At 38.0% G+C, this 13,254-nt stretch carries 9 protein-coding genes; 5 read left to right on the plus strand and 4 right to left on the minus strand.

Features of this window, described 5'->3' with window-relative positions:
• Positions 1–1,093: 1,093 nt before the first annotated feature.
• From BUA71_RS17195 to BUA71_RS17215, 5 genes are read left to right on the plus strand one after another with little or no spacing between them, the layout of a single operon-like run.
• On the plus strand, positions 1,094–2,380 hold the full coding sequence (locus BUA71_RS17195) for an NAD(P)/FAD-dependent oxidoreductase (RefSeq protein ID WP_072882002.1): 1,287 nt from the start codon (positions 1,094–1,096) through the stop codon (positions 2,378–2,380).
• The gene (locus BUA71_RS17200) at positions 2,377–3,960 is read left to right on the plus strand and encodes a 4Fe-4S binding protein (RefSeq protein WP_072882004.1); all 1,584 of its coding nucleotides are present in this window, start codon (positions 2,377–2,379) and stop codon (positions 3,958–3,960) included. Before BUA71_RS17195 ends, BUA71_RS17200 begins: the two co-directional genes overlap by 4 nt.
• Positions 3,960–4,667, plus strand: a complete 708-nt coding sequence (locus tag BUA71_RS17205) for a glycosyltransferase family 2 protein (protein WP_072882006.1) — start codon at positions 3,960–3,962, stop codon at positions 4,665–4,667. Before BUA71_RS17200 ends, BUA71_RS17205 begins: the two co-directional genes overlap by 1 nt.
• Positions 4,667–6,133, plus strand: coding sequence for a cellulose synthase family protein (locus tag BUA71_RS17210; RefSeq protein WP_072882007.1), 1,467 nt, complete (start codon positions 4,667–4,669; stop codon positions 6,131–6,133). The genes BUA71_RS17205 and BUA71_RS17210 overlap by 1 nt, the downstream gene beginning before the upstream one ends.
• 42 nt (positions 6,134–6,175) lie before the next feature.
• Positions 6,176–7,585 (plus strand): MptA/MptB family glycosyltransferase, encoded by a 1,410-nt coding sequence (locus BUA71_RS17215; RefSeq protein WP_072882009.1) that lies wholly within the window; start codon positions 6,176–6,178, stop codon positions 7,583–7,585.
• Here BUA71_RS17215 and BUA71_RS17220 read toward each other — a convergent pair.
• From BUA71_RS17220 to BUA71_RS17240, 4 genes are all read right to left on the minus strand, one after another.
• Positions 7,575–8,207: a lipid-A-disaccharide synthase N-terminal domain-containing protein gene (locus tag BUA71_RS17220; RefSeq protein ID WP_072882011.1), complete on the minus strand. Its 633-nt coding sequence runs from the start codon at positions 8,205–8,207 to the stop codon at positions 7,575–7,577. The genes BUA71_RS17215 and BUA71_RS17220 overlap by 11 nt on opposite strands.
• 492 nt (positions 8,208–8,699) lie before the next feature.
• Positions 8,700–9,584: an agmatinase gene (speB, locus tag BUA71_RS17225; protein ID WP_072882013.1), complete on the minus strand. Its 885-nt coding sequence runs from the start codon at positions 9,582–9,584 to the stop codon at positions 8,700–8,702.
• 164 nt (positions 9,585–9,748) lie between these two features.
• Positions 9,749–10,585, minus strand: a complete 837-nt coding sequence (locus BUA71_RS17230) for a pseudouridine synthase (RefSeq protein WP_072882015.1) — start codon at positions 10,583–10,585, stop codon at positions 9,749–9,751.
• Positions 10,586–11,507: 922 nt separating this feature from the next.
• Complete coding sequence (locus tag BUA71_RS17240; RefSeq protein ID WP_072882019.1) at positions 11,508–12,545, minus strand: serine hydrolase domain-containing protein; 1,038 nt, start codon at positions 12,543–12,545, stop codon at positions 11,508–11,510.
• Between the last annotated feature and the right edge of the window lie 709 nt (positions 12,546–13,254).

Consider the following 13,254-nt stretch of genomic DNA (forward strand, 5'->3'; position numbering starts at 1 on the left):
TTCAAGAAAAAAAGCCAGCTATTAAGTTTGAGGAAGATATAAAATCAAAGGGGCAACTCGCATTATTCTGCTAATTCCTTAGCCCGAACTCAGGTTTATAGTAAAATAGCAGTGACGCTCTATAAGCTCCAGCGGAGCGGCATAGCTATTCATACCCGGTTTTCTTATATTTAAAAAAACCATTATTGCCATAATGCACAATCAAGATAAAATATACCGCTCCTATGGAGCTCTTTTTTTATTCCTGAAAATCTCCTGCTATATATATTTCGCTTCTCTGAAGCTCCTAAGTCTTTGTTTCCAGTTTGATTATTCCATAGCAAAAATTACATTGCGAATTTCCTTTAAGCCTCGTAAAGGCGACATATTTAAAGTAAAATAGCAGTGACGCTCTATAAGCTCCAGCGGAGGGGCATAGCTATTCATACCCCGTTTTCTTATATTTAAAAAGCCCATTATTGCCATAATGCACAATCAAGATAAAATATACCGCTCCTATGGAGCTCTTTTTTTATTCCTGAAAATCTCCTGCTATATATATTTCGCTTCTCTGAAGCTCCTAAGTCTTTGTTTCCAGTTTGATTATTCCATAGCAAAAATTACATTCCGAATTTCCTCTAAGCCTCGTAGAGGCGGTATATTTATAGTAAAATAGCAGTGACGCTCTATAAGCTCCAGCGGAGCGGCATAGCTATTCATACCCGATTTTCTTATATTTAAAAAACCCATTATTGCCATAATACACATTCAAGATAAAATATACCGCTCCTATGGAGCTCTTTTTTTATTCCTGAAAATCTCCTGCTATATATATATTTCGCTTCTCTGAAGCTCTTAAGCCTTTATTTTCAGTTTGATTATTCTATAGCAAAAATTACATTCTGAACTTCCTATAAGCCTCGTAGAGGCGGTATATTTATAAATAAATAGTGCTGACGCTCTATAAGCTCCGGCGGAGCGGCATAAATTTTTAAACCTTCAATAAAGAACTTATCTTTTAAAGTATAAGGTATAGCTATTCTTTACGACTATTCTTATATTCGCTTTTAAGCTTCAGCAATAAACTTCAAGAATCAAAACTGGGAAAAGTAAAATGGATCATATCGTCATTATAGGCAACGGGATTGCGGGAATCACCTGTGCCCGGCATATCAGAAAAAATTCTGATGCAAGAATTACGGTAATTTCTTCGGAAAGTGATTACTTCTTTTCACGCACAGCTTTAATGTACGTCTATATGGGCCATATGAAATGGCAGCATTTAGAACCCTATGAAAACTGGTTTTGGGAGAAAAACCGCATTGAGTTAAAAAAGGCCCGGGTTCAAAACATCGATTTTCAAGAGAAAAAACTCTTTTTTTCTTACGAAGAAAGCTTCAGCTATGATAAGTTAGTGCTGGCTACAGGATCTAATTATAATAAATTTGGCTGGGAAGGAGAAAACTTAGAAGGTGTACAGGGACTGGTTTCAAAACAGGATTTACAATTACTGGAAGATAATACGCAAAACTGTAAAAGAGCGGTTATTATTGGCGGCGGACTTATTGGTGTGGAACTCGCCGAAATGCTTCGCACTAGAAATATTGAAGTGACCTTTTTGGTGCGGGAAGAAGGGTTTTGGCATAACGTACTGCCCATTGAAGATGCAAAAATGATTTCCAGGCATATCAAATCGCACGGTATCGACTTGCGGCACCAAACAGAATTAGAGAAAATTAATGGAGACGAAAATGGCCGAGTGAAATCTATCACCACTAAAGATGGGGAAGAAATTAGCTGCCAACTGGTTGGCTTATGTGCCGGGGTAAGCCCGAATATAGATTTCCTAAAAGATTCAGCTCTGGAAACCGACAAAGGAATATTGGTCGATGAATTTTTACAAACCAATATAAAAAATGTTTACGCCATTGGGGATTGCGCCCAACTGCGATCTACCCGAAAAAAACGTAAACCTATTGAAGCAGTTTGGTACACCGGTAGGATGATGGGCGAAACCCTTGCGCAAACTTTAACCGGAAAACCAATGCCCTATAGACCGGGGAATTGGTTTAATTCGGCTAAATTCTTTGAAATTGAATACCAGACTTATGGACACGTAGCTCCTAAGACCAGTGCCGAAGAAATGCATTTTCATTGGCAACATAAAGACAATACCAAAGCCATCACCATTGCTTTTCACCCTGAAACCAAATTGTTTTTGGGTATCAATACCTTCGGAATAAGAATGCGGCACAAAGTCTTTGATTCCTGGCTTAATGAAAACCGAAAAATAGATTATGTTTTGGCAAATTTAAAACAAGCCAATTTCGACCCGGAGTTTTACAGAAATCACGAAAAGGAGATATTCCGAAGTTTTAAAGAAAATTTACAGCAAGCATGAGCAAAATAGAACACAATATGTCCCTTACCGGGGATGCTCCGGTAAAACTATCTATAGTACAAAGAATAGCCAGCGGCATTGGCTTAATAGGCTTATTTATCCTAATCCTGTCCATTGCCAATGTAGATTTCCCTAATAAAACCCTATTCTTAAGCCTTTCCCTTGGACTTATCGCTGCCGGTACCGCAGTATTTTCTGCCGATCTTTACCTGGGAAAACACGCCGGTATAAAAAATGACGGAGTTTGGTTTAAATCTCTTAGCGGTCGCGGCTTCTGGGCTTGGATCCTGGGAATTGGCCTCACTATTTTTTACATCGTATTATATTGGATGCCGCAATACCTGGGGCTTAACGCCAATGCTGAAAACACCGGACTCATAGCACTTTTTGATCCTTTAAGTAAATTTATTAGCGGTAATCCCGCCAGCCAATGGTTCGTGTATGGCACGCTTTACACCCTTGCTATTCTCGTTTTTGGCATTAAATTTATCCTTAAATATCGCAACAACCGGTATGAGGTGCTAAGGACTTTTTCTGTAATGTTTTTTCAGCTCGGTTTTGCTTTTTTAATTCCGGAAATCCTATCTCGTTTAAATCAGCCTTATTTTAATCCGGCGAATATCTGGCCGCTTAATTATGATCTTTTTTCCGGCTATAAATTAAACAGCTTCTTTTCAGCAGGAAATGTAGGAGTTATAATGCTCGCATTCGGACTTATCTCTATTTTCGTGATTACCCCAATTTTAACTTATAAATATGGAAAACGCTGGTATTGCAGCTGGGTTTGTGGTTGCGGCGGACTGGCAGAAACTGCCGGCGACCCATTTCGACACCTTTCAGATAAATCACAAAAATCCTGGAGGTTAGAACGCTGGTTAATCCATACGGTGCTGGTGCTCGTTACTGTAATGTCCATCGCAGTGGTGTATTCCTACCTGGGCAATAACGCGAGCGAATTTTGGCTAACCAAAGATGTTTTTCTTTGGGGAAGTGCAGGCTTTCTCACTTTGCTTTTTGTAGTAATTATGGTTTTTAAACGCAAAGAACTGGCAAAAGATGCTCAGTATGGCGCGATAGGATTTCTGGTAGTGATTTTAGCTATTATTAGTATTAATTACTTTAGCGGAAACGGAAACATATTTTTTGTTGCCGCCCATAAACTACGGGAATGGTACGGGTTCTTAATTGGCGCTGCCTTCTCTGGCGTGATTGGAGTTGGTTTTTACCCTATTTTTGGGAATAGGGTATGGTGCAGGTTTGGATGCCCTATGGCCGCAATTCTCGGAATGCAACAACGGCTTTTCTCTAAGTTTAGGATTACTACAAACGGCGGACAGTGCATTTCTTGCGGAAATTGCTCCACTTATTGCGAAATGGGAATTGACGTTCGTGCTTATGCACAAAAGGGTGAAAATATTGTACGCTCCAGCTGCGTTGGTTGCGGAATTTGCGCTTCGGTTTGCCCGCGTGGCGTGCTGAAATTAGAAAATGACGATCTCGATGGCCGCATTAATTCTGAAGAAGTACTTCTTGGAAACGATGTTGACCTTATGGATTTGGTAAACCAGCGCGCTAAATAATGGCAGCACTTATTAAAGTTATTATCCCGGCCTTTAACGAAGAAGCGGCTATCGCAAACGTACTTGCAGAAATCCCTGAAATTGTTGATGAAACCATTGTAGTAAGCAACAATTCTACAGATGATACCGAGAAAAATGCCGAAGCCGCAGGAGCTACCGTACTTAAGGAACCCAGAAAAGGTTATGGTTATGCCTGTTTAAAAGGTATGGATTATATCGCTAAACAGTCCTTAGACAAGCCCGTAAAGAAACCAGATATTATTGTGTTTTTAGATGGAGATTACAGCGACTATCCTTCAGAACTAACTAAGATTGTAGCACCAATTATAGAAGAAAATAAAGATTTGGTAATTGGCTCTCGGGTAAAGCATCTAAGGGAAAGTGGATCCATGACAATGCCACAAATTTTTGGCAACTGGCTGGCCACCACTCTTATGAAATTGTTTTTTAATGCTGAATTTACCGATCTCGGCCCATTTAGGGCTATAAAATATGAGAAGTTACTCGCGCTGGGAATGGAAGATAAAACCTACGGCTGGACGGTAGAAATGCAATTAAAAGCTTTAAAAAAAGATCTTAGTTATACAGAAGTACCTGTACATTACAAAAACAGAATTGGCACTTCAAAAGTTTCTGGCACGGTGAAAGGTGCTATCTTTGCCGGAGTAAAAATTCTTGGATGGATCTTTAAATACAGTTTTAAATAATGGATTTAACCATTATCATTATATACACCCTTGCCCTGCTGCTCATTTTTTTCTACAGTATTAGTCAGTTTCAATTGTTGCTCAACTACCTTAAGGCTAAAAAAAAGGTAGATACTTCGGAAAAATTTGACCTAAACAATCCTGCCGAAATTCCTGTGGTTACTATTCAGTTACCATTATACAATGAACTTTATGTAGTAGAACGACTACTGAAGAATATTGCTAAAATAGCATATCCCCGGGAAAAATTGGAGATTCAGGTGTTAGATGATTCTACCGATGAGTCTATAGAAACCATTAAAAAAACAATCCAGGAATTGCAAAAGACAGGCTTGGATATCCAGCATATCACCCGGGAAAACCGCACGGGCTTTAAAGCCGGGGCGCTTAAAGAAGGACTTAAAATTGCACGCGGTGAATTTATAGCCATTTTTGATTCCGATTTTCTTCCGAAGAAAAACTGGTTGTTACAAACCGTACCCTATTTCAAAAACCCAGAAATTGGCGTGGTACAAACCCGCTGGGGGCACATTAATCGGGATTATTCCCTGCTGACTAAAATTCAAGCATTTGCTTTAGATTTTCATTTTATCCTGGAACAAACGGGTAGGAATTTTGGACGGCACTTTATCAACTTTAACGGTACAGCAGGAATTTGGCGTAAAGCCTGTATCCTGGATGCCGGGAACTGGAGCGGCGACACCTTAACGGAAGACCTCGACTTAAGCTATCGCGCACAATTAAAAAACTGGGAATTTAAATACCTGGAAGATGTAGAAACCCCGGCAGAACTACCCGTGGCCATTAGTGCTGCTCGCTCACAGCAATTTAGATGGAACAAAGGTGCAGCAGAAAATTTTAAAAAGAACTTTAAAAAGCTGGCGAAAGATCCTTCGGTTCCTTTTAGCACAAAATTTCACGCTTTTTTTCACCTGCTTAATTCCAGTATGTTCTTAATCATCCTGATTTTAGCCGTGTTGAGTGTCCCGGTGTTATTTATTAAAAACAACAATCCGCAGTTTGGCTGGTATTTTAATCTGGTGGCATTTTTTCTTGTTAGTACGCTTATATTTTTCCTTTGTTATTACACCGCTTACGCTAAGATTCACGGCAAAAGTCTAAAAAGCTTTTTTAGTTTTATCGGGATGTTTTTCACTTTTTTTTCTGTGGCGATGGGGTTTTCTGTTCATAATTCCCTGGCGGTTTTAGAAGGACATTTAGGAAAGAAATCGGCGTTTATTAGGACTCCAAAATTCAATGTAAATTCCATAAAAGACTCCTGGAAAAACAACAAATATATACAGCAGAAATTCTCTTTAAGCCTTGGCGTTGAATTTGCGCTTTGGCTTTATTTTGGCTTCGGCTTATACAGTGCTTTTTTATTACATGACTTTAGTCTGGCTGTTTTTCATTTGATGCTGTTTATAGGTTTTGGGTTTGTGGTGTTTAGATCTATTAAAAATTAATTAGACCTCACAGGTCTTGGAGACCTGTGAGGTCTGCAAAGAATGGCAGATTTCTTTAAATATCATAAATTCTCTATCCTTCTCGTTTTAGCGGGAATTCTATTTTATTGGTCTTTTGGCTACGATCTTGATAGAAGTAATTTTTTAAAGTTAATAAGCCTCTATGTCGGTTTATTTTTTATCAGCTTTAAACTCATTCAGTTAGAAAAAGATAATTTCTGGCTTTTGGCGGGAACGGCGATGCTCTTCCGCTTCTTATTTATTCCCACTTTACCCAATCTCTCGCAGGATTTCTACCGATTTATTTGGGACGGACAGTTGATTTTAGAGGGAATTAATCCTTACTTATCGGTTCCTAATGTGTTCTCAACTTCCCTGGAACCATTGCGAGAGAACCTAATACTTGGAATGGGAAGTTTAAGTGCCGGAAATTTCACAAGTTACCCTCCGGTAAATCAGTTATTCTTTGCAGTTTCGGTGTTTTTAGGGGGGAAAAGTATTCTGGGAGCCGTCATCTGGATGCGCGTCTTTATAATCGCTGCCGATTTTGGGATTCTCTATTTTGGAAGAAAATTATTACAAAAAATAAACTTACCCGCACACCGAATATTCTGGTTTGTCTTAAACCCGTTTATAATTATTGAGTTAACGGGTAACCTTCACTTTGAAGGAATCATGATTTCCTTTCTACTATGCTCGCTCTATCTTTTATTTGAAAAGAAATGGGTGTGGAGTGCAATTTTATTTGGAATTTCTGTTTCGGTAAAACTATTACCGCTCTTATTTTTGCCTTTATTTTGGCATTACTTTTTGAGCAGAAAAAAGGGGGCAAATTCAGCAAAAACGGTAGATCGTTTAGATGAGAGAGCTAAGGCTGAAAATATTTCAGCCGAAAACAAATTAGGATTTAAAACGCTGTTGCGTTATTATTTACTGGTGGGAGTTACTGTTTTAGTCAGTTTTCTGCCTTTTATTTCTTCCACATTAATCACTAATTTTTCAAATAGTATAAGTCTTTGGTTTCAGAAATTTGAATTTAATGCCAGTATTTACTATATAATTCGATGGATTGGCTTTCAATTTACCGGGTACAATATTATCGGTACATTCGGAAAAATAAGTCCGGTTATTGTCTTAATCCTGGTGGGCTACCTGGCTTTCTTCCGAAGAAATTATTCTTTTAAAAGTCTTATAAATGTAATGTTATTGGCTGTAACATTTTACTTTTTAATGGCTACCACGGTGCATCCCTGGTATCTGGTCACACCACTCCTGCTTTCCTTATTTACGCCATATCGCTTTGCCCTACTTTGGAGTTTTCTGGTATTTTTTAGCTACGAAGCCTACGGAAATAAAGATTTCAGCGAAAATTACTGGTTAATTGCCATAGAATACCTCATTGTTTTCGGATACTTTCTCTATGAATTGTTTCAGAAAAAAACTAAGCTTTAGCCTGGGATTTCCTAATGATAAAGAGGTTTCTTATATAAACGATCCCGCCAAAGAAATGTGCTGCAATAAGCACCGGGTCGTCCCTAAAAATCCCATAAGTAAAAATAAGGCCGGAACCCATCAGGCTAATCACCCAAAATTTCCAGGGCAGATCTGATTTTTGATGTCTTTCGGCATGTACCCATTGATAAATAAAACGGAAAGTATAAATTAACTGACCAACAATTCCCAATGCGATAAGCCAGGTAGAAATATTATCGCCTTTAACGAGATCTTCCCAATCCATTTGACCAAAAAACAAGAGATAAAGTGCAATAAGGATAGGCAAACCAATAACATAGATTTTAAACATAACCCCAGATTCTCCCCATTTGCCCTGTAATTGCAGGTTTCTAAAATAGGCGCCATAAACCAGAAATTGACCTAGCATAATTGCCATATCATCCCTTAAATAACCATAAACGAAAAGTAAAACTGCACCTTGCAGACTAAGTTTCCAAAAAAGGGAGGGCGTAGCAATTTTTTCTTTTTTCTCAGATTTTAACCACTGCATGATTAATCTCCCAGCAAATAACAATTGACCCAAAAAACCAATTGCATAAACGTACCAATTACTACTCATTCCTATCCATGTTTTTAGGAGAAAAATCCATTTGAAACTTACCCGCGAAAAGTTGCTCAATACTACTAAAATTTAGTGTCATAGTGGCATCATTACTAACTAAGTTTTCTTAAAACAAGCTTTGATTTCACTGTTGTCCGGTAAAGAAGCAAGATCGCTTTCGCTGCAAGAAAAAAGAGAAAAGACTAAATTGTAACTCATTGATAATTAATCATTCATATATAATATTTCTCAACGAACCCTTTTTCGCGAAGTTTCAAATACCAAAGAGAGTAATTAAGAAATCGCTCTTAGGCTTTGCTATAAGAGAGAACCTGCTATTTGGTTTTATTTTTATCAGACAGCATTGTTTTTATTTGATGGGGTAAAAGTTAAGACCTCACAATTGCGCATAGTTATCCGCACTGTGAGGTCTGCTCAAATTCATATTTACAGAAAAACAAGCTTGAAGCCCTTTACTCGATAATCGGAATTTAAATTCCTCGAGAAAGTTTAGTCCACGTCGTCCTCCTGTTTATAATCCTGATATTTAAACTTATAACTCAGCATTTTGTAGTAAAGCCTGGCGACCAAAGCATCTGAGGTTTTATCGGTTTTATTGGGGTGCAAGCCTACAATATCAAAACCAACTACATTTTTCTTTTTAAACATAAGTTTTAAAAACTCCAGGGTTTCATACCAGAAAAGTCCGCCGGGTTCCGGGGAGTTGGTCGCGGGCAAAATAGAAGGATCAAAAGCATCTACATCTATGGTAATAAATACATTTGGCGTCATTTGGCCAATAGCATCGTCCTGCCATTCATCATACAGGTCATGAGCAAAATACACTTGATTTTCATCCATATAATCAACCTCAGCTGCATCCATAGCCCTAATTCCCACCTGTACCAAATTGGTGTTTTTACTGGCTTCGTGTAAAGCACAGGCAGAGTTACAGCCAGAGTCCTCATGCTCGGGACGCAAATTGGCCTGCGCATCTAATTGCACCACCGTCAGTTCAGGGAAACTCTCCTGAAAAGCTTTTATAGCCCCAATAGAAATAGCGCGTTCGCCACCAAATAAACTTACAAATTTTTCTTGCTGAAGATAGTTTTTTGTGGTTTTGTAAACTGTTTCTACCATTTTTTCCGGGCTTCCCGATTCCTGAGAATCGCTAACTGCCGGTGCTACATAAATCCCTTTTTTATAAACTTCACTGCGGGTTTCAATATCATAAAGCTCCATTTTCCCTGAAGCTTCTATAAACGCCTTAAAACCCGCCTCCTTTTCTTCTTCAGTCTTAAGAGCATTATTAAAAGGTACGGGGATTAATACCACCTTTGCATCGTCCAGGCGGGAATACTTATTGGGGATGCCCGCGTAATTGGTTTTATTCATTTTAGTTGGTTAATTGGTTTAGCTAGTTAAAGTTATAAAATTTTTATCTCTTTTAATTCTGCTTGCCTAATGCCAGGCAATTCTAAGTTTAAATAAAAAACCGGATTAAGATTTATCCTAATCCGGTTCAAAAATATTAAAAAAATAAATAGCAACAGCTTTTTTTAAAGCATTCCCATATTTATAACTTCCTGATCTGTAAGTCTTCTAAACCGACCACGTGGCAGATCCTTTTTTGTGAGTCCGCCAAAAACAACACGGTCTAATTTCTCAATTTCATATCCCTGACTTTTAAAAAGTCGCTGAACAACGTGATTTCTTGTACTGTTGGTTTCTAAACCTATTTCGTTTTTAGGTCGATTTGCAATATAGCTAATGTCCTGAACGTTCACTTTTCCATCTTCCAAATAGACACCTTCCCTAATTTTTTCAAGATCGGCCAATGCCAGGGGCTTCGTTAAATTTACCTGGTAAATTTGCCGAATTCCATTTCTTGGCTTCCCCAATCTCTTGGCCAGCGTACCATCATTAGTGAATAAAAGCAAGCCCATAGTTTGGGTATCTAACTTTCCTACAGGATCTAATTTAGCTTTGGTTGCCTTAGCCATAATATCCATCACTGTTCTCCCCCCTTTTTCGGTGCTACCGGTTACGTAAATACCTTTGGGTTTGTTTAGGACAAAATATTCGGGTTTATCGGGGTTTACACTTCTTCCATCAAACTTTACATCGTCGGTAAGGCTTACTTTATAGCCCATTTCGGTAACAACTTTTCCATTTACGGTTACATTTCCCGCCGCAATAAAGATATCGGCGTCCCGGCGGGAACAGATACCGGCATTGGCGATGTATTTATTTAACCGAATACCATCGGTTTTAAACGCATTACTAGCGGCAGATTGCGGTTTAGCCGGAGTTTTTCCGGGAGTGGCTTTTTTGCTCTTCCCCCCTCTTTTTCCTCCGCTAAACTTTCCACCTTTAGATTTATCGTTTCTACTCATATCCTTAATTTTTTGCAAAGGTACTTTATTGGTTTATAGTGGCATGCTATTTAGTTGAAAGTTTTATGCCATTCTAATGCTTTAAAAATATATTCTTTGCGTTTTACCTATTTCCAATCACTATTGTCCGGTAAAGAAACAAGATCGCTTCTCTGCAAGAAAAAAGAGAAAAGACTAAACTTTAACTAACTGAGCATCCTGCTTTTTCATAGGTAATATTCTACAATTAAATGTTCTTCGTGAAGATTTCACATAGCAAGGAGGATAATTATGAAATCGCTTTTAGGCCTTGCTATAAAAAAGAACATGCAAAATCGTTATATTTTTATCGGACATCAATAATTTCCAATAATAACAATTTAAAACCGGCAAATCAAATTTACAGAACGCCTCTGGAAGAGCGGCTGATTTTTGCAGGAGTCATCAATCCAGTTAAACTAAAAAATTCATAGAAAACTTCTCGACTGCGCTATCATTGACGGATTTCCTAATACGCTGATTATAAACCTTTAAAGAATATAGAAAAATAATGATTTTTGAAATTTTAAACGAAATTGGCGAACAAAAAACGCAACCATCCCTTCTCCAGCAAAGCTGAATTCATCCCCTCCTTACCAAGGGGAGGAGCAAGCTTGTCGGGTGACTTAGTTCGATTGAAAGCGCTCCTTCCCTTTGAAGGAAAGGTAGCTTCTTCTGCGATAGCGGAAGGAGGCGGAAAGGGTTGGTATATGATAGATTTTAGTTAAATTTAATTGGTTGAAAATCGGTTTTCCAAGACTAAAGATTATCAAACTTTAAATATTCCTGAATTCATGGCAACTTTTTTCCGCTTTAAATGTGAACTATTTACATCAATATTACCGTTTTTTTAAATTTTCGTGAGGGGTCTCAAAAGGACATTTTACAATCAATTTTGCTAGTATCAGCTTCTTTTATTCCTCACTATTTTCACGATACGGCCGTATATGATTTCTGCTAAATTCCAGTCATATCCATTAAAGTTAGCTGTATTATTAAATTGAACAATAACTGTATCGATGTCCTGGTGATATTCCGCAATACTTTGGTAACCCACAATTAAACCTGTATGATTGTAAACGTAAACTGAGGAATAGATTTCCTGCTCGCCTTCATCAAATACAGAACCATCGTTTAAAGCTCTCAAAAATATTCCTACATCCTCTGCGGTCGCTATCATTAAACCTATATTTTCTGTCTTATAATCTTTATCACTCCCCACATAATAACCACTCATTACATCATCTATATTCACTTCACTCAGCGAACCGAAGGTGTTTTTTAATCCCAGAGGTATCAAAATTTCTTCTTTGATATATTGCTGATTTGGATACCCCACCACTTTATCAATAAGATCCTCAATCAACATATAATTGGTATTGGAGTAGCCATAATCTTCTCCTGGTTTAAAATCTGCAGGTAAATATAGTGCGTAATTAAGTGTTTCCTGTCTAGTTTCGGGAGGTTTTGTCCAAAAGTCGGGATGATCTACAAAATTGGGAATGCCGCTTCTGTGTTGCAGCATCATCCTTAAAGTTATTTTATCTGAATTTTCAATTCTATCTGCAAGTTCGGGGAAATATTCTGAAAGTGTTTTATCTAAAGACAGTCGTCCATCTTTAATTAATTTAGTGGCAGCAACAGCGACATAAAGCTTTGTAATACTTGCAATTTTAAACAGGGCACCGGGATAAGCAGGTATTTTCTTTTTTCTATCGTGCCAGCCAGCCGCATAAGATGCCGGAGGTTTTCCTGCCTCGTCCACATAAACGATCATTCCATCAAATCCGTGATCAATTCCTTCATTTAATTGCTCCTGAACCGTATCAGGTAGTGGTAAAATCCAGGCCCAAACCAGAATCCACGGAACAAAAAACAAAGAGGCTAAACTTGCACCAATTAAACCTATTCTTAATATTCGCTTTGTGATTTTTTTGCTCATTTTCAATAAATTACACTATCAAAAACCTGTACACAAGAATTCAAATCATAAACAAATAATAAGAATCAGCACCCTGACTTTTAGGCCCGGGCTTTTGCTTTTTGACCTTTTAAAGTTACACTTTCTTAGGATAGCTGTTCTTTAGGGTAATTCCTTATTGAACGAGCCCCTTCGGGACGGGAGATTATTAGAAGTAAACTACCTCGGGGTAATAAAACCTTTGGCTGTCGCCTCGCGATTAAAAGGCACAATCAAAAACCAATTAACATCCTGAAAAGTGAAACTTGCTATTTTCTAAGTTTAGTTATAGCCTTCAATTAAAAAGAAAAGAGGCGATCTCTACCTAAAAACATTCAAGACAAACAGACACTCCGCATAGTGGCTAATCGACGAACAGTCGGTTTAGTCAATCCTGCATTCATGTTAGGCTCCCGAAAAATCGGGACAGGCCGTACCGGCCACACAGCCTGCCCCGATTTTATCGGGGCAGGCTTAGTTATTAGCTATAGTATTCCTTACTAAAAGGTATGCGCCCCACCAACTACATCTTTTAATTTAGCGTAATTTTATTATCTATTTTTTTATAATAAAATCATGTTCAGTCTAGCTGTAATTTTTTATAATTCTGAGGATAGAGATTCCGGATATTTTTATGGTTGATGGACATAATATTCTCCAGGGTATATTTAAGCCATTCATATGGATTCAC

Source organism: Salegentibacter echinorum (genome assembly GCF_900129445.1).
Lineage (GTDB): Bacteria > Bacteroidota > Bacteroidia > Flavobacteriales > Flavobacteriaceae > Salegentibacter > Salegentibacter echinorum.